The organism is Kitasatospora sp. NPDC059646, assembly GCF_042734615.1.
Classification (GTDB): domain Bacteria; phylum Actinomycetota; class Actinomycetes; order Streptomycetales; family Streptomycetaceae; genus Kitasatospora.
Genome location: NZ_JBHWDS010000001.1, coordinates 164,812 through 182,497, shown reverse-complemented (window position 1 = coordinate 182,497; position 17,686 = coordinate 164,812). Strand labels below are relative to the sequence as shown.

Sequence of the window (17,686 nt, the reverse complement as noted above, 5' to 3'; positions counted from 1 at the left end):
CTCCTTCAACGGGTGGGCGGCTACAGCTCCGTCCAGCCCTGGTCCGGGTAGCGGTGCACCGGGGCCGACACGTCGTCCAGGGCAGCGCGGATCTCACCCGGAAGCGTAAGGGCCTCCACCGACAGTGAGGACTGCAGCTGGGCGGCGGTGCGGGCCCCCAGCAGGGCGGCCGACACGCCCGGACGGTCGCGCACCCAGGCGAGGGCGACCTTCAGCGGGCTGGACGCCAGGCCGTCTGCGGCGGTGGCCAGCGCGTCCACGATCCGCCGGGACGCCTCGCCCAGGTACGGCTTGACCGAGCCGGCCGGGTGCTGCGCGGCGCCGCGCGACTCCGGCGGCACGCCGTGCCGGTACTTGCCGGTCAGCACGCCCCGGCCCAGCGGCGAGCAGGCCAGCAGGCCCACGCCGGCGTCGATCGCGGCGGGCAGCGCCTCGCGTTCGATGCCGCGCTGGAGCAGCGAGTACTCGAGCTGGACGGCCGCCAGCGGGGTGCGGCCGGGCGAAGCGTGCTGCCGGGCAGCGGACTTGGCGAGCTGCCAGCCGCTGTACTGGCACACCCCGACGTACCGGGCCCGGCCGGAGGAGACCGCCAGGTCGAGCGCGTGCAGGGTCTCCTCGGTGGGGGTGGCCGGGTCGTACGCGTGCACCTGCCACAGGTCGACGTGGTCGGTGCCGAGGCGGCGCAGCGAGGCGTCCAGGGAGTTCAGCAGGTGGCCGCGGGAGGCGTCGGCGCGGGGCGAGCCGGGCAGGGCGCCGGCCTTGGTGGCGATGACCAGTTCGGAGCGCGGGATCAGACTGTCCGTCAGGCGCGACAGCAGGTACTCGGCGCCGCCGTCGGCGTACAGGTCCGCGGTGTCGACCAGCGTGCCGCCCGCGTCCACGAACGCCTTCAACTGCTCGGCGGCCTCGTGCTCGTCGGTGTCCCGGCCCCAGGTGAGGGTGCCCAGGCCGAGCCGGGAGACCCGCAGGCCGGTGCGTCCGAGCAGTCGCTGTTCCATCGCACCCTCCGTCCACGCGCGGCGCCGCCGCACGACGGCGCAGGTCGGGGGCGGTGCCCCCCACGTGGAGCGAGAGTAGCGGCGAAACCCCTTGTCACCGGGGACGACCCGCTCGGCCGACGTGGTGTCGGGCTCAGCAGTGGGTCTCCACGAACAGCAGGACGCGGCCGTCGCCGTCGGCGAACTCGTACGCCCGGTGGGACGGCAGCGCGTCGGCGTCGAATCCGGCCCGCGCCTCCAGCCAGGCGGCCGGGCGCTCCTCGGGGGCGAGGAAGCGCGGCATCCACAGTCGGAGCCGCTCGTCGTAGTCCACGCCCATCGTCATGCGGTCGGCGGTGACGGCGAGCCGCTTGGCCCGGCGGACGTCGAGCGGTCCGCGGACCAGGCGCCAGCGGCAGCCGTCGGCGTCGGTGAAGCCGCGGTCGCGGACGGGCATCGGGTCGAAGCGAACCCCGGACTCGTCCTCGGGCGGTGCGGGCGTGGCCGCCGGCAGATCGGCGAGGGCGGCGGCGCGGCGCTGCTTCCTGGTCATCCGGGCAGATTGCCACGGCGGTGCGGGGGACGACGCGGCTACCGGTCAGTAGCATGACGTCCGGCTGGGGGACCGCCCTCGCCGCACCACCCGACTGGAAGGCTGTGGGCACATGCGACTCGGGATCAACCTCGGCTACTGGGGACTCGGCCTGGACGCCGACAACATCGCCGTCGCCCAGGAGGCCGACCGGCTCGGCTACTCCGTCTGCTGGGCCGCCGAGGCCTACGGCTCGGACGCCGCCACCGTGCTGTCCTACGTCGCCGCGAAGACCGAGCGGATCGACGTCGGCTCGGCGATCTTCCAGATCCCGGCCCGCACCCCCGCGATGACCGCGATGACCGCCGCCACCCTCGACACCCTCTCCGGCGGCCGGTTCCGGCTGGGCCTCGGCGTCTCCGGCCCGCAGGTCTCCGAGGGCTGGTACGGCGTCAAGTTCGACAAGCCGCTGGCCCGCACCCGCGAGTACGTGGAGATCATCCGCAAGGCGATGTCCCGCGAGCGCCTGGTCCACGACGGCGCCAACTGGACGCTGCCGCTGCCCGGCGGCCCCGGCAAGGCGCTCAAGCTGACCGTCCACCCGGTGCGCGAACACCTGCCGATCTACATCGCCTCCATGGGCCCGAAGAACCTCGAACTCACCGGCGAGATCGCCGACGGCTGGCTCGGCCTGTTCTTCTCCCCCGAACACGCCTCCCTCTCCGTCGACGCCCTCGCCGCCGGCCGCGCCAAGGCCGGACTCACCCTCGACGGCTTCGACCTCTGCCCCACCGTCAACATCGCGGTCGGCGACGACATCCACGCCGCCGCCGACACCCTGCGCGACTACACCGCCCTCTACCTCGGCGGCATGGGCAGCAAGGAGAAGAACTTCTACAGCCAGCTCGCCCGCCGGATGGGCTTCGAGCAGGCCGCCGACGAGGTCCAGACCCGCTACCTCGCCCACGACAAGCCCGGCGCCGCCGCCGCCGTCCCGCACGACTTCATCGACGCCACCGCCCTCCTCGGCGACACCGCCCGCATCGCCGACCGCATGCAGGCGTACGCCGCCGCCGGCGTCACCACCCTCACCCTCGCCCCCGCCGGCTGGACCCTCGACGAGCGCATCGCCGCCCTCCGCACGGGAGTCGACGCCCTGGAGCGGGCCGGTCTCGCCTGACGCCGAAGCACCCCCGGGGCCGTGCCCGCCCGCCCGGCGACGCGAGCCGCCCCCGCGCGGGCCGCTTCCGGTTCGGCCCCGAGCCGTTCCACCCGCCGGTTCCGGGCCCGGGCCGCGCTGTGGCCAGCGAGCGTGAACAGCAGGTCCGTCCGGCCGGACACCGGCACCGGTTCCGGGACGTCCGACGCGTGGACGGTGCTCGGCAGGACGGTCAGCCGGACCTCGCCCGGCCGCCGAGCACAGGAACGGGGGCCGACGGAGCCGGGCGACCGGCGGGCCGGTGGCGGTCGTTCCCGCCGGGGCGCCCGCGTCGAACGGGAGAGCCCCGGCCGCCGGGGGAGTGCCGGACCGTTGCGGGCCGAGGCATTGCCGGACAACGGTCGGTCGTAGCCAAAGGGGTCTCGGGCGTGCTCGCCTCCACCGGCGTCGACGCCCCGCTCGGCAGCCTGGCCGCTGCGGGCGCGGCTTCGGTGGCCCTGGGCGCCGCCCTGGTGGCGGCCCGTCGTCGTCGGCTCCAGCAGCCCTGACGCGCAGCCGTCGAACGCGCGGGCCGGCCGTTACAGCCAGCCCGCGCGTTTGAACAGGCGGTGGAGGCCGAAGCAGACGCCGGCCATCAGTGCCAGTGCCGCGGGGTAGCCCCAGGGCTGGCGGAGTTCCGGCATGTGCTCGAAGTTCATGCCGTAGATGCCGGCGATCATGGTGGGGACGGCGGCGAGCGCGGCCCAGGCGGAGATCTTCCGCATGTCGTCGTTCTGCTGGACGCTGACCTGGGCGAGGTTGGCGGAGAGGATGTCGGAGAGCAGGCGGTCCAGGCTCTCCACCACTTCGTTGACCTTGGCCAGGTGGTCGGCGACGTCCCGGAAGTAGGGGCGCAGCTCGGCGGGCACGTACGGCACCCTGACCTCGCCGGAGCCGGAGCCGGAGCCTGAGCCCGAGCCGGTCCAGGACCCGGCACCGGAGCCGGGGGCGATGCCGGCGCCGGCCCGGGTGAGCCGCAGCGCGGGCTCCATCAGCGGGAAGGTGGCCTTGCGGAAGTTGACCACCTGCCGCTTGAAGCCGTAGATCCGCTCGGCGGCGCCGCGGACCCGGCCGGGGGAGAAGATCTCGGCCTCCAGCTCGTCCAGGTCGGTCTGGAGCTCGGTGGCCACGTCGAGGTACTGGTCGACGACCAGGTCGCAGATCGCGTAGAGCACGGCGGCGGGCCCGTGGGCGAGCAGTTCGGGCTGCTTCTCCAGCTCGGCCCGCAGGTCCTTGAGCGGGCTCTCCTCGCCGTGCCGGACGGTCATCACGTACGAGTCGCCCAGGAAGACCATCAGCTCGCCGATGGACACCGACTCGTCCTCGGGGTGGTACGCGGCGGTCTTCAGGACGGTGAACACCGAGTCCTGGTAGATGTCCAGCTTCGGGCGCTGATGGGCCGTCACCGCGTCCTCCACCGCCAGCGGGTGCAGGGCGAACTCCTCGGCGGCGTGGTCGAACTCGGCCTCCGTCGGGTCGGCCAGGCCGATCCAGACGAAGCCGTCGCCGGCCGCCCGGACCGCCTCCAGGGCGTCCGAGAAGTCCTCGGGTCCCTCGGTGCGCCGCCCGGCCCGGTAGGTGCCGCAATCCACGATCATGCCCGCCATTGTGACCCGAACTCCCGGCCCACCGGGAGGGGATCACCCCGTAGGCTTGGCCGTATGCCCACCCTGCTGCTCGTGCGCCACGGCCGGTCCACCGCCAACTCGGCCGGAATCCTGGCCGGCTGGACGCCCGGCGTCGACCTGGACGACACCGGCCGCGCCCAGGCCGCCGCCCTGCCGGAGCGACTGGCCGGCCTGCCGATCGCCCGGCTGGTCAGCAGCCCGCTGGAGCGCTGCCGGCAGACCCTGGAGCCGCTGGTCGCCGCCCGCCCCGAACTCGGCGCGCCCGACCTCGACGAGCGGCTCGGCGAGTGCCACTACGGCGAGTGGACCGGCCGGCCGCTGTCCGAGCTCGCCGACGAGCCGCTCTGGCGCACCGTCCAGGACCACGCCTCCGCGGCGGCGTTCCCCGGCGGCGAGTCGCTGCGCACGCTGAGCCACCGCACCGTGGACGCGGTGCGCGAGTGGAACGACAAGATCGCGGTCGAGCACGGCCAGGACGCGCTCTGGGCGGTCGCCACCCACGGCGACGTGATCAAGGCGATCGTCGCGGACGCCCTCGGCCTGCACCTCGACCACTTCCAGCGGATCTCCGTCGAGCCGTGCTCGGTCACCGCGATCCGCTACACGCCGAACCGCCCCTACCTGCTGCGCCTGGGCGACACCGGTTCGCTGGCCTCGCTCGCCCCGCGTCCGCACGGCCGCTCGGCCGGCGACGACGCGGTGGTCGGCGGCGACACCGGCACCGTCTAGCAGGGACACCGGCACCGTCCAGGCCCGCACACCCCGTCCCCCGGGAATCCGCACCACTCACGCCCCACGGCAGGGCCGTTTGGCCGTAGGGTGAGATCGAGAAGACCGCACACCCCCGTACCGGAGCGAGCAGCGTGTCCCGTCAGGTCCACTTCTACGACCAGCCCGAGCGGTTCGTGGCCGGCACCGTCGGCCAGCCCGGCGCCCGGGCGTTCTACCTGCAGGCCTCCTCGCGCGGCCGGATCACCAGCGTGCTGCTGGAGAAGGCCCAGGTCGCCGCCCTCGCCGAACGCATCGAGGAAGTCCTCGACGAGGCGCTGCGGCGCAGCGGCGGCGAGGCCCCGATCCCGGCCGCCGCGCCCGTCGAACTGCTCGACACCGCCCCGCTCGACCTGCCGCTGGAGCAGGAGTTCCGGGTCGGCACGATGGCGCTGGCCTGGGACGCCCGGGAGCTGTGCCTGGTGGTCGAGGCGCAGGCGTACGTCGAGGAGTCCGAGGACGAGGACGAGATCGAGGTCTTCGACGACGAGAACGGCCCCGACCTGCTGCGGGTGCGGCTCAGCGGCGCGATGGCCCGGGTGTTCGCCAAGCGCGCCCTGGACCTGGTCGCGGCCGGCCGCAAGCCGTGCCCGTTCTGCAACCTGCCGCTCGACCCGGAGGGCCACCTGTGCCCGCGCGCGAACGGCTACCGGCGCTGAGCGAGCAGCCGGCCGTGGAAGCCCCCGGCACCGACCCGGCCACCAGCGCCGCGCTGGCCGCCGACACCGCCGCCGCCCTCGCCCTGCTGCGCGAGGGCGCGCTCGCCGTCCACGGCCGGGTCACCGACGCCTCCAACGCCGTCCTCTACTGCACCGCCACGCTGGACGGCGTCACCGCCCCCTGCGTGTACAAGCCGGTCGCCGGCGAGCGCCCGCTGTGGGACTTCCCCGACGGCACGCTGGCCGGCCGGGAGACCGCCGCGCACGAGGTGTCGGCCGCCACCGGCTGGCAGCTGGTCCCGCCGACCGTGCTGCGCGAGGGCCCGGCCGGGCCCGGCATGGTCCAGCTGTGGATCGAGCCCGACCCGGACGCCCCCGAACTCCTCGACCTCCAGCCGCTGGACGGCCCCGCCGACGGCTGGCTCCCGATCGTCCGCGCCGAACTCGACGCCGGCCGCCAGGCCTGGCTGGTGCACCGCGACGACGAGCGGCTGCGCCGCCTCGCCGTGCTGGACGCCGTCCTCAACAACGCCGACCGCAAGGGCGGCCACTGGCTGCCCGCCGCCGACGGCCGGATCTACGGCATCGACCACGGCGTCACCTTCCACACCGAGCCCAAACTCCGTACCCTGCTGTGGGGTTGGGCCGACCGGCCGCTGACCGCCGAGGCCCTCGACGTCCTCGGCAAGCTCGCCACCGATCTGGACGGCGCGCTCGGCGAGCGGCTGCGCCCGCACCTGACGCCCGTCGAACTCGACGCGCTGCGGGCCCGGACCGGCGCGCTGCTGCGCTCCGGACGGCATCCGCTGCCGTCGGCTGACTGGCCGTCTATTCCCTGGCCGCCGGTCTGATACCGATCCGAAACAGAGAATGATCGGAATCAAGCCGATCATGCCAACAGGTTGGTCTTTCAAAACCGCGCACGGTTAGAGTCGGTGCCATGCATGCCTGGCCCGCCTCCGAGGTTCCCGCCCTTCCCGGTCAGGGGCTTCCCCTGCGCATTTACGACACCGCCACCAGCAGTGTCCGAGAAGTCGTGCCCACCGGCCCGACCGCCCGGCTCTACGTCTGCGGCATCACTCCCTACGACGCGACCCACCTGGGCCACGCAGCCACCTACAACACCTTCGACCTGGTCCAGCGGGTCTGGAAGGACGCCGGCCACGACGTCCTGTACGTCCAGAACGTCACCGACGTCGACGACCCGCTGCTGGAGCGGGCCGTCGCCACCGGCCAGGACTGGACCGAACTCGCCGCCCGCGAGACCGCGCTGTTCCGCGAGGACATGACCGCGCTGCGGATGCTGCCGCCCGCGCACTACGTGGGCGCCGTCGAGTCCATCCCGTGGATCGTCCCGCTCGTCCAGCAGCTGCTCGCCTCCGGCGCCGCGTACGAGGTCGACGGCGACATCTACTTCTCCGTCGAGTCCGACCCGCACTTCGGCGAGGTCTCCGGCCTCACCCGCGAGCAGATGCTCCCGATCTTCGCCGAGCGCGGCGGCGACCCCGAGCGCCCCGGCAAGAAGAACCCGCTGGACGCCCTGCTCTGGCTCTCCGCCCGCCCCGGCGAACCCGCCTGGGACACCGAGCTCGGCCACGGCCGGCCCGGCTGGCACATCGAGTGCGTCGCCATCGCGCTCAAGTACCTCGGCATGGAGTTCGACCTCCAGGGCGGCGGCAGCGACCTGTCCTTCCCGCACCACGAGATGGGCGCCTCGCACGCGCAGGTCGCCCTCGGCGCCCACCCCTACGCCCGCGCCTACGTGCACGCCGGCATGGTCGCCCTCGACGGCCACAAGATGTCGAAGTCCCGCGGCAACCTGGTGTTCGTCTCCGCCCTGCGCCGCGACGGGATCGACCCGGCCGCGATCAGGCTCGCGCTGCTCGCCCACCACTACCGCAGCGACTGGGAGTGGACGGCCGACGACCTCGACGCCGCCCTCACCCGCCTCGCGACGTGGCGGGCCGCGGTCTCCCGCCCCGACGGGCCCTCCGCGACGTCGCTGCTCGCCGAGATCCGCGAGGCCCTCGCCAACGACCTCGACGCCCCCGCGGCCCTCGCGGCGGTCGACCGCTGGGCGGCGACCGCCCACGCGCAGGGCGGCGACGACACCGGCGCCCCGGGCCTGGTCTCCCGCGCGGTGGACGCCCTCCTGGGCGTAGCGCTGTAAGGCGCAAGCGCAGGCGGGTGCGAAAACAGGGGCGCGGGGAACTGCGCGAACAACCGGCACCCGTCAGCCAGGTCGCGATCAACGGCACGTCATTGCCTGCGTCGCGATCTTGCTGGCGGGTGCCTTCCGCTTCGCGCAGTTCCCCGCGCCCTGACGGGGCTCGGAAATCAGTCCTCGTCCTCGTCCTTGGGACGCTCCGTCGCGTGCCCCGTGACGGGCTTCTCGCCCTTGGGGCCCTGGTTCTCGCGGCGGCGCAGGTAGCGCTCGAATTCGCGGGCGATCGCGTCGCCGGACGCCTCCGGGAGTTCCGCGGTGTCCTGGGCCTCTTCCAACTGCTGGACGTACTCGGCGACTTCGGAGTCCTCCGCGGCGAGCTGGTCGACGCCGAGCTGCCAGGCGCGGGCGTCGTCGGCGAGTTCGCCCGGCGGGATGCGCAGGTCGAGGAGGTCTTCCAGCTTGTTGATCAGGGCCAGGGTGGCCTTGGGGTTGGGCGGCTGGGAGACGTAGTGCGGGACGGCGGCCCAGAAGGTGACGGCGGGGACGCCGGCGTGGGCGCAGGCCTCCTGGAGGACGCCGACGATGCCGGTGGGGCCCTCGTAGCGGCTCTCCTCCAGGTCGAGGCTGCGGGCCACCGAGGAGTCGGAGGTGACGCCGGAGACCGGGACCGGCCGGGTGTGCGGGGTGTCGCCGAGCAGCGCGCCCAGGACGACGACCAGTTCGACGCCCAGCTCGTGGGCGAAGCCCAGCAGCTCGTTGCAGTAGGAGCGCCACCGCATGCTGGGTTCGATGCCGCGGACGAGCACCAGGTCGCGCGGCTTGGGCTCGGTGACCCGGACCACCGAGAGGCGGGTGGTGGGCCAGGTGATCCGGCGGACCCCGCCGTCGAGCCAGATGGTGGGCCGGTTGACCTGGAAGTCGTAGTAGTCCTCGGCGTCGAGCGCGGCGAACACCTTGCCGCCCCAGGTCTCGTCGAGGTGTCCGAGCGCGGCGGAGGCCGCGTCGCCGGCGTCGTTCCAGCCCTCGAAGGCGCAGATCATCACCGGGTCGATCAACTCGGGCAGGTCTTCCAGCTCGATCACCCGGCATCTCCCTCCGTCCGTGGCGGGGGCACTGCCGCCCCCTGGTCCCTACCTGCCCAGCCTACGGGCTTTGAATGCCACCCGTGGCCGGACAGGAGGTGTGCAAGCCTAGCCGCCGTCAGTCGACGGGTTCGGCGCACGCGACGGTCGGGTTCATCGCGAGGGCTCCGGGCGGGGCGGGGATGGTGAACGTGACGGTGGCTTCGTCGGGGCAGGTCTGCTCGGTGCTGCCCTTGAGGCTGACGGTCTGCTTGACGTACTCCTTGTCGACCTTGTACTCGGGCTTGTGGTCGCCCTGGCCGTCGCAGCGGGTCTCGGCGACGCTCTGGGAGCCGCTCGCGGTCTTCGTGGCGTAGACGCAGTCGCCGACCACGATGCCGGGGCCGCCGCCCCCGCCGGGCTCGCCGGGGTGCGGGTCGTGCAGGTTGCGCAGGCAGGCCCAGGCGGAGCGGTTGCGGGCGACGTTCGTCAGCGCGTTCTGGGTGAGGTCGAGGGCGACGTCGGTGCCGTCGGGGCAGTCCGCGCCGTGCGGGAGGGCGGCGGCGACGCCGGTCAGGGTGCCGCTGCGCTTGGTGACCTTGGCCTCGGCGTTCGGGCTGTCGCAGGGGACCATCTCGTAGTGGGCGGTGGTCCCGCTGCCGCCCGGGCCGAGGGCGCGGGCGCAGCTGCCCTCGGCGAAGTAGGAGTCGTCCAGTTGGGCGGGGGCGACGGTGCTGCGGCTCGGGCTCGGGCTGCTGGCGGCGGCGGTGGGGGAGGGGCTCGACGGGGGTGCGGCCTTGGCGTTCTTGGCGGGCTCGCAGCCGACCAGGAGCAGGCCGGCGGTGAGCAGGGCCAGTGCGGTCCCGGCGGTGCGCGTCCGGGTGCGCTTCATGACGTTCCTCCGTACCGGTGCGGTGTTCCGTGGGCAGGCCGAACTGCCCAACCCGCCTCGGAATGACGGGTGTTGGTCAACGTTATCGTGACGGGCCGTCAGCCCGGCCGGGCGGTGGGCGGGGCGTGATCTCCACCGCGGTCGGCGCGCCCCTTCGCGGTTCGCGGTGGCAGCCAGCAGGCTGGGCGCAGCGCTGTCCCTTTTGTCGGATTCACGGGCTCTGCGAGGAGAGAAGGTCATGAAGGCAGCTGTCGTCCGGGACTTCACCAAGCCGCTGGAGATCGAGGACCGCGAGGTGCCGGCCCCGGCGCCGCACCAGGTGCTGGTGCGGATCGAGTGCTCCGGCCTGTGCCACACCGACATCCACGCCGCGCACGGCGACTGGCCGGTCAAGCCGTCCCCGCCGTTCGTGCCCGGCCACGAGGGCGTGGGCATCGTGGAGGCGGCCGGCCCGGAGGTCCGGCACGTCAAGGTCGGCGAGCGGGTCGCCATTCCCTGGCTGGCCGACGCGTGCGGGCGCTGCGACTACTGCGTCACCGGCTGGGAGACGCTCTGCCCGGCCCAGCACAACTCCGGCTACTCGGTGGACGGCGCGTACGCCGAGTACGCCCTCGCGCACGGCGACTACGTGGTCCCGGTGCCGGACGGGGTGGACCCGATGGACGCCGCCCCGCTGTCCTGCGCCGGCGTGACCACCTACAAGGCCGTCAAGCTGTCCGGTGCCCGCCCCGGCACCCGGGTGCTGGTCTCCGGCATCGGCGGCCTCGGCCACCTCGCCCTCCAGTACGCCCGGATCTTCGGCGCCGAGACCGTCGCCGTCGACATCACCGACGACAAGCTGAAGCTCGCCAGGGAGCTCGGCGCCGACCACGTCATCGACGCCCGGATCCAGGACGTCGCGCACGAGGTGCAGAAGCTCGGCGGCGCGGACGGCGCCGTCTCACTGGCCGTCAGCAACGCCTCGTTCCGTGCCGCCTACGACTCGCTGCGCCGCGGCGGCACGCTCGCCCTGGTCGCGCTGCCCGCCGGGGGCGAGCTGACCCTGCCGGTGTTCGAGACGGTGCTGAACGGCACCAGGGTGGTCGGCTCGATCGTCGGCACCCGGCAGGACCTGGCGGAGGTGTTCCGGCTGCACCAGCTGGGGCGGACCAGGGTGATCCGGGAGACCCGCCGGCTGGAGGACGTCAACGCGTGCTTCGAGGACGTCCTCGCGGGCAAGGTGTCGGCCCGGCTGGTGTTCGACCTGCGCTGAGCCGCGCAGGGAGCGGAACCGCGCCGGTCCCGCCCCCCCGGCCGGGCGTCAGAGCGCCCGGCCGCCGGTCATCAGCGCCGTGATCTCCGCGGCGAGGTCCGGGCCGAGCTCGCCCCAGCCCTCCTTGTAGCCGTACACGCCGGCCAGCGTCCGGGCCTCGTAGTCGCCGTTCAGGACCTCGATGTCGTCGGCGGTGATCAGCGCCGGGTGGGCGACGCCCAGCGCGGCGGAGACCTTCGTCAACTCCTTGCGCAGGGTGCGCAGGTAGACCGCCGCACGGTTGCCCTTGGACGCCGGGTCGATGCCGCGGGCCAGCCACGGGTTCTGGGTGGCGATGCCGGTCGGGCACCTGTCGGTGTGGCACTTCTGGGCCTGGATGCAGCCGATCGACAGCATCGCCTCCCGCGCCACGTTGATCATGTCGGCACCCAGCGCGAACGCCACCGCGGCGTTCTCCGGCAGGCCGAGCTTGCCGGAGCCGATGAACGTCAGACGGTCCGTCAGGCCCAGCTCGGCGAAGGTGCCGTAGACCCGGGAGAAGCCCATCCGGAACGGCAGCGACACCGAGTCCGCGAACATCCGCGGCGCCGCGCCGGTGCCGCCCTCGCCGCCGTCCACCGTCACGAAGTCGACGCCCCGGTCGCCGCGCGCCATCAGCCCGGCCAGCTCCTGCCAGAAGTCCAGCTCGCCGACGGCGCTCTTGATGCCGACCGGCAGCCCCGTCTCGGCGGCCAGCAGCTCGACGAAGTCCAGCATCGAGTCGACGTCGCCGAACGCCGAGTGCCGCGACGGCGACGCGCAGTCCCGGCCGACCGGGATGCCGCGGATCGCCGCGATCTCCGGCGTGACCTTCGCGCCCGGGAGCAGCCCGCCCAGGCCCGGCTTGGCGCCCTGCGACAGCTTGATCTCGATCGCCCGCACCGGAGCGCCCGCGACCACCTCCTTCAGCCGGCCCAGGTCGAAGCCGCCGTCCTCGTTGCGGCAGCCGAAGTACGAGGTGCCCAGCTGCAGCACCAGGTCGGCGCCGTTGCGGTGGTACGGCGACAGGCCGCCCTCGCCGGTGTTGTGCATCGCCCCGGCCTGCGCGGCGCCCTGGTTGAGCGCCTTGACGGCCGCTCCGGACAGCGAGCCGAAGCTCATCGCGGAGACGTTCACCACGCTGCCCGGGCGGAAGGCCTTCGCGCGCCCGCGCGGACCGCCCAGCACCTTCGCCGACGGCAGCGGGGCCTGCGGGTCGTGCAGGTCCGGCAGCGGCCCCGCGAAGGTGCGCTGCTTCAGGTAGGCGCGGCCCTGCGCCCCGGCGACGTCCACCTCGGTGCCGAACCCGAAGTAGTTGTTCTCCTCCTTCGCGGAGGCGTATATCCAGCTCCGCTGGTCGCGGCTGAACGGCCGCTCCTCCTCGTTGGAGGACACGATGTACTGCCGCAGCTCCGGCCCGATCGTCTCCAGCAGGTACCGGGCGTGCCCGAGCACCGGGAAGTTCCTCAGCAGTGCGTGCTTCTTCTGGACCAGGTCGCGGGCGGCGAGGACCGCCACCGCGGCGGCCGCGGCCGCGCCGATCTTCCGGGCGTGCATGGACGTTCGTCCCTCCGTGGGTGCCGGCCCCGTCCCCACACGGCGGAGCCGGACCGATGCTAGGAGGCCCCCCGCACCGCGCCGCGGTCAGGGGGCCCGGTGCGCGGCTAGGTGCACCAGCCGTCGCGGTACGCCGCCCAGTGGTCCGGGGTGGCCGCGAAGTCGACGTACAGGGCCAGGCCGAAGTTCTGCCGGGCGCCCGGGCCGAGCGCCAGCCGGGCGCCGCGGACCGCCGCGCGGACCGTCTCGGCGTCGCCCCGGTGGGTCGGGGTGTCGTCCCAGTAGGCGGGCAGGCCCATCAGCAGGTCGACGCCGGCCGGGGTGTGGGCGAGCGCCAGCGAGGTCTGGCGGGCGACGTAGCCGCCGTACAGCGACTCCACCGGCATCGACGTGTCGTAGGACATCACCGCGACCTGGTCGACCCGTTTCGCGGCCTGCGCGAAGTAGTCGGTGCTCCACCACTTGCCGTGGTCGGTGAGCGCGAAGCTCACCCGCCCGACCATCGGCACCGGTTCGATCTGCGGGGCGGCGATGGACAGCGGGGCGTTCCGGGAGGCGGTCAGCGCGTGCACCTGGTCGAGCAGCGCCAGGAAGCCGGGGGAGCCGTTGTGCACCGGCTCCAGGTCGAAGTGGACGCCGTCGAAGCCCAGGTCGAGGACCTGCTTCGCGGACGCGGTGATCCGGTCCCGGACCTCCGGTTGGTCCAGGTGCACGCCGACCTTCTCCGGCGCCACCACGTCGCCCAGCCAGGACTGGATCCGCACCCCCGGCATCGCCGCCCGGGCCCGGGCCAGGAAGTCCGACACGCCCGGGGCCCGCTTCGGGTCGAGCGAGCCGTCGTGCTCCAGCGGCCCGGTGTGCACGTACAGGTCGTGGATGCCGGTGCCGCGCACCCGCCCCGCCAGCACCGCCAGGTCGGCGTCGGTGCGCCGCCCGTCCACCCAGGCGTGGCCCAGCCAGATCGCGTCCCGGCCGCGGGTCCGGGCGTCGGCCGCGGGATCGCCGGTGTAGCACAGGCGCAGCGCCAGCGCCCCGCCCAGCACCGGCAGCGCCAGCAGCGCGAGCAGGACCGCGCCGGCCGTCAGCACCCGTCGTCGGCGGGTCCACCGGGCGCGTTCGCGCCAGCGGCGACGCGCCCGGGCGGGAAGCGTCCGCCATTCGGACGTGAACACGGTGCGGGCGCGGCGGCGCCACCTGCTGGGACGCGGTGAAGCGGGCATGATCGGGCTCCCTTCCGGTGGACAGGGACGCCCACGATGCGAAATGGGTTCCGACGCACCGCCGTCGGGCGGATACCCTGACCGGGTGCGCCCCAGGTCAAGGTGGGGCCGCATAGCCGACAGCCGTCGCACTCAGGGAGCAGCCTCATGGCCACCGTTGTATCCGCATCCGCCCAGCAGGACCGCGCCGACGCCTTGCGCGAGGCCCTCGCCACCCGGGTGGTGGTGGCAGACGGAGCGATGGGAACGATGCTCCAGGCCCAGGACCCGACGCTGGAGGACTTCCAGCAGTTGGAGGGCTGCAACGAGATCCTGAACGTGACCCGCCCGGACATCGTCCGCTCCGTGCACGACGCGTACTTCGCGGTCGGCGTGGACTGCGTGGAGACCAACACCTTCGGCGCCAACCACTCGGCGCTCGGCGAGTACGACATCTCCGACCGGATCCTCGAACTGTCCGAGGCCGGCGCCCGGATCGCCCGCGAGGCCGCCGACGAGTTCACCGCCGGGGACGGCCGCGCCCGCTGGGTGCTCGGCTCGATCGGCCCCGGCACCAAGCTGCCGACGCTCGGCCACATCGCGTTCGAGACCGTCCGCGAGGGCTTCCGGCAGAACGCGGCCGGCCTGATCGCGGGCGGCGCCGACGCGCTGCTGATCGAGACCAGCCAGGACCTGCTGCAGACCAAGGCCGCCGTGCTCGGCTGCAAGGACGCCCTCGCCGAGGCGGGCCTGAACCTGCCCGTCCTCGCCCAGGTGACGGTGGAGACCACCGGCACCATGCTGCTGGGCTCCGAGATCGGCGCGGCGCTGACGGCGCTGGAGCCGCTCGGCATCGACCTCGTCGGCATGAACTGCGCCACCGGCCCGGCCGAGATGAGCGAGCACCTGCGCTACCTGGCGAAGAACGCCCGGGTCGGCCTGTCCTGCATGCCGAACGCGGGCCTGCCGGTGCTCACCAAGGACGGCGCGCACTACCCGCTCAGCCCCGAGGAGCTCGCCGACGCGCACGAGGCGTTCGTCCGCGACTACGGCCTGGGCCTGGTCGGCGGCTGCTGCGGCACCACCCCCGAGCACCTGCGCCAGGTGGTCGAGCGGGTGCAGGGCCTGCCGGTCACCCCGCGCGACCCGCAGCCCGAGCCGGCCGCCGCCTCGCTGTACCAGAACGTGCCGTTCCGGCAGGACACCTCGTACCTGGCGATCGGCGAGCGCACCAACGCCAACGGGTCGAAGAAGTTCCGCGAGGCGATGCTCGCCGGCGACTGGCAGGCCTGCGTGGAGATCGCCCGCGAGCAGATCCGCGAGGGCGCCCACCTGCTCGACCTGTGCGTGGACTACGTGGGCCGCGACGGCGTCGCCGACATGCGCGAGATCGCCTCCCGGCTGGCCACCGCCTCCACCCTGCCGATCGTGCTGGACTCCACCGAGCCGCCGGTGCTGCGGGCCGGCCTGGAGGCGCTCGGCGGCCGCGCGGTGCTGAACTCCGTCAACTACGAGGACGGCGACGGCCCCGACACCCGGTTCGGGAAGATCGCCGCGCTGGCCCGCGAGCACGGCGCCGGCCTGATCGCGCTCACCATCGACGAGGAGGGCCAGGCCCGCACCGCCGACAAGAAGGTGGCGATCGCCGAGCGGCTGATCGAGCAGCTCACCACCGAGTACGGCGTCGAGGAGTCCTCGATCCTGGTGGACTGCCTGACCTTCACCCTGGCCACCGGCCAGGAGGAGTCCCGCCGCGACGGCATCGAGACCATCGAGGCGATCCGCGAGCTCAAGCGCCGCCGCCCGAACGTGCAGACCACCCTCGGCCTGTCGAACATCTCCTTCGGCCTCAACCCGGCCGCCCGACAGGTCGTCAACTCGGTGTTCCTGCACGAGTGCGTGGAGGCCGGCCTGGACTCGGCGATCGTGCACGCCGCGAAGATCCTGCCGATGAACCGGATCCCGGAGGAGCGGCGGCAGGCCGCCCTGGACCTGGTCTACGACCGGCGCGCCGAGGGCTACGACCCGCTGCAGAAGCTGCTCCAGCTGTTCGAGGGCGTCTCCGCCGCGTCCGCCGCCGCCTCCAAGGCCGAGGAGCTGGCCGCCCTCCCGCTGGAGGAGCGCCTGCAGCGCCGCATCATCGACGGCGAGCGGAACGGCCTGGAGGCCGACCTGGACGAGGCGCTGACGACCCGTCCGGCGCTGGAGATCATCAACGACACGCTGCTGTCCGGCATGAAGGTGGTCGGCGAGCTGTTCGGCTCCGGCGAGATGCAGCTGCCGTTCGTGCTGCAGTCCGCCGAGGTGATGAAGGCCGCGGTGGCCCACCTGGAGCCGCACATGGAGAAGTCCGACAGCGAGGGCAAGGGCACCATCGTCCTCGCCACCGTCAAGGGCGACGTCCACGACATCGGCAAGAACCTGGTCGACATCATCCTGTCCAACAACGGCTACAACGTCGTCAACCTCGGCATCAAGCAGCCGGTGTCGGCGATCGTCGAGGCCGCGCAGGAGCACAAGGCCGACGTGATCGGCATGTCCGGCCTGCTGGTCAAGTCCACGGTGATCATGAAGGAGAACCTGCAGGAGCTGAACCAGCGCGGCCTGGCCGCCGACTTCCCGGTGATCCTCGGCGGCGCCGCCCTCACCCGCGCCTACGTCGAGCAGGACCTGCACGAGATCTACGACGGCGAGGTCCGCTACGCCCGCGACGCGTTCGAGGGCCTGCGGCTGATGGACGCGCTGATCGGCGTCAAGCGCGGCGTCCCCGGCGCCGCCCTGCCGGAGCTGCGCAAGCGCCGGCACGCCCGGGTCGAGGTCGAGGAGCCGGAGGAGGCCAACCTCGGCCAGGTCCGCTCCGACGTGGCCGTCGACAACCCGGTGCCGGCCCCGCCGTTCTGGGGCGACCGGATCGTCAAGGGCGTCCCGTTCCAGGACTACGCGTCCTGGCTGGACGAGGACGCCCTGTTCAAGGGCCAGTGGGGCCTCAAGGGCGGCCGCTCCGGCGGCCCGACCTACGAGGAGCTGGTGGAGACCGAGGGCCGGCCGCGGCTGCGCGGCTGGCTGGACCGGCTGCAGACCGAGGGCTGGCTGGAGCCCGCCGTCGTGTACGGCTACTACCCGGCCAACTCCAAGGGCGACGACCTGATCCTCTACCGCGAGGACGGCTCCGAGCTGACCCGGTTCACCTTCCCCCGCCAGCGCCGCGGCCGCCGCCTCTGCCTGGCCGACTTCTTCCGCCCGGAGGAGAGCGGCGAGCGCGACGTGGTCGGCCTCCAGGTGGTCACCATGGGCAACCGGATCTCCGAGGCCGCCAACGAGCTGTTCGCCGGCAACTCCTACCGCGACTACCTCGAACTGCACGGCCTGTCCGTGCAGTTGGCCGAGGCGCTGGCCGAGTTCTGGCACGCCCGGGTCCGCTACGAGCTCGGCTTCGGCGACGAGGACCCGCAGGACGTGCGCGACATGTTCGCGCTCAAGTACCGCGGCGCGCGCTTCTCGCTCGGCTACGGCGCCTGCCCGAACCTGGAGGACCGCACCAAGATCGCCGAGCTGCTGAAGCCCGAGCGGGTCGGCGTGATCCTCTCCGAGGAGTACCAGCTGCACCCCGAGCAGTCCACCGACGCCATCGTGATCCACCACCCGGAGGCCAAGTACTTCAACGCCCGGTGACCGCCGCGCGGGAGAACTTCAACGGCAGATCATCCGTTCGCCTCGCCGGCGCCCGGTGCAATCCGCCCCGGCGGGCGTATTCTTGATGATCCTGAACGGGCCGGTC

General features: G+C 73.3%; 15 protein-coding genes. 8 read left to right on the top strand and 7 right to left on the bottom strand.

Annotated features, from left to right (window positions below; all coding sequences use genetic code 11):
* Positions 1–20 precede the first annotated feature (20 nt).
* Both ACFV1L_RS00860 and ACFV1L_RS00855 read right to left on the bottom strand, forming a co-directional pair.
* Positions 21–998 (bottom strand): aldo/keto reductase, encoded by a 978-nt coding sequence (locus tag ACFV1L_RS00860; RefSeq protein WP_380361687.1) that lies wholly within the window; start codon positions 996–998, stop codon positions 21–23.
* Positions 999–1,131: 133 nt separating this feature from the next.
* Positions 1,132–1,530, bottom strand: coding sequence for a hypothetical protein (locus ACFV1L_RS00855; RefSeq protein WP_380361685.1), 399 nt, complete (start codon positions 1,528–1,530; stop codon positions 1,132–1,134).
* 112 nt (positions 1,531–1,642) lie between these two features.
* On the opposite strand from ACFV1L_RS00855, the gene ACFV1L_RS00850 reads away from it, so the two are divergent.
* Positions 1,643–2,689, top strand: a complete 1,047-nt coding sequence (locus tag ACFV1L_RS00850) for an LLM class F420-dependent oxidoreductase (RefSeq protein ID WP_380361683.1) — start codon at positions 1,643–1,645, stop codon at positions 2,687–2,689.
* 407 nt (positions 2,690–3,096) lie between these two features.
* Entirely contained in the window at positions 3,097–3,216 is a 120-nt protein-coding gene (locus tag ACFV1L_RS00845) for an LPXTG cell wall anchor domain-containing protein (protein WP_380361681.1), read from the top strand.
* A 30-nt stretch (positions 3,217–3,246) separates the two neighbouring features.
* On the opposite strand, the gene ACFV1L_RS00840 is transcribed toward ACFV1L_RS00845, so the two are convergent.
* Entirely contained in the window at positions 3,247–4,305 is a 1,059-nt protein-coding gene (locus tag ACFV1L_RS00840; RefSeq protein ID WP_380361679.1) for a magnesium and cobalt transport protein CorA, read from the bottom strand.
* Positions 4,306–4,368: 63 nt separating this feature from the next.
* Here ACFV1L_RS00840 and ACFV1L_RS00835 point away from each other — a divergent pair, with 63 nt between their 5' ends.
* The 4 genes from ACFV1L_RS00835 (at position 4,369) to mshC (ending at position 7,932) form a co-directional block, all read left to right on the top strand.
* Positions 4,369–5,064, top strand: a complete 696-nt coding sequence (locus tag ACFV1L_RS00835; protein ID WP_380361678.1) for a histidine phosphatase family protein — start codon at positions 4,369–4,371, stop codon at positions 5,062–5,064.
* Positions 5,065–5,198: 134 nt separating this feature from the next.
* Entirely contained in the window at positions 5,199–5,762 is a 564-nt protein-coding gene (locus tag ACFV1L_RS00830; protein ID WP_380361677.1) for a DUF3090 domain-containing protein, read from the top strand.
* Positions 5,732–6,613 carry an SCO1664 family protein gene (locus tag ACFV1L_RS00825; RefSeq protein WP_380361675.1) on the top strand — a complete coding sequence of 294 codons (882 nt, stop codon included), beginning with the start codon at positions 5,732–5,734 and terminating at the stop codon, positions 6,611–6,613. Before ACFV1L_RS00830 ends, ACFV1L_RS00825 begins: the two co-directional genes overlap by 31 nt.
* An 89-nt stretch (positions 6,614–6,702) precedes the next feature.
* Positions 6,703–7,932 carry a cysteine--1-D-myo-inosityl 2-amino-2-deoxy-alpha-D-glucopyranoside ligase gene (gene mshC, locus ACFV1L_RS00820; RefSeq protein ID WP_380361673.1) on the top strand — a complete coding sequence of 410 codons (1,230 nt, stop codon included), beginning with the start codon at positions 6,703–6,705 and terminating at the stop codon, positions 7,930–7,932.
* Between the two features lie 167 nt (positions 7,933–8,099).
* Here mshC and ACFV1L_RS00815 read toward each other — a convergent pair whose 3' ends face one another.
* Together ACFV1L_RS00815 and ACFV1L_RS00810 are read right to left on the bottom strand one after the other, a co-directional pair.
* Positions 8,100–9,011 carry a PAC2 family protein gene (locus ACFV1L_RS00815; RefSeq protein ID WP_380361671.1) on the bottom strand — a complete coding sequence of 304 codons (912 nt, stop codon included), beginning with the start codon at positions 9,009–9,011 and terminating at the stop codon, positions 8,100–8,102.
* 118 nt (positions 9,012–9,129) lie between these two features.
* Positions 9,130–9,882: a hypothetical protein gene (locus tag ACFV1L_RS00810; RefSeq protein WP_380361669.1), complete on the bottom strand. Its 753-nt coding sequence runs from the start codon at positions 9,880–9,882 to the stop codon at positions 9,130–9,132.
* 238 nt (positions 9,883–10,120) lie between these two features.
* On the opposite strand from ACFV1L_RS00810, the gene adhP reads away from it, so the two are divergent.
* Positions 10,121–11,134, top strand: a complete 1,014-nt coding sequence (gene adhP, locus ACFV1L_RS00805; protein ID WP_380361667.1) for an alcohol dehydrogenase AdhP — start codon at positions 10,121–10,123, stop codon at positions 11,132–11,134.
* A gap of 48 nt (positions 11,135–11,182) precedes the next feature.
* Here adhP and ACFV1L_RS00800 read toward each other — a convergent pair whose 3' ends face one another.
* Entirely contained in the window at positions 11,183–12,709 is a 1,527-nt protein-coding gene (locus tag ACFV1L_RS00800) for an FMN-binding glutamate synthase family protein (RefSeq protein WP_380361666.1), read from the bottom strand.
* Between the two features lie 107 nt (positions 12,710–12,816).
* Positions 12,817–13,929, bottom strand: a complete 1,113-nt coding sequence (locus ACFV1L_RS00795) for a hypothetical protein (protein WP_380361664.1) — start codon at positions 13,927–13,929, stop codon at positions 12,817–12,819.
* Positions 13,930–14,076: 147 nt separating this feature from the next.
* On the opposite strand from ACFV1L_RS00795, the gene metH reads away from it, so the two are divergent.
* Positions 14,077–17,580 (top strand): methionine synthase, encoded by a 3,504-nt coding sequence (gene metH / locus ACFV1L_RS00790; RefSeq protein WP_380361662.1) that lies wholly within the window; start codon positions 14,077–14,079, stop codon positions 17,578–17,580.
* The last annotated feature ends 106 nt before the right edge of the window (positions 17,581–17,686 follow it).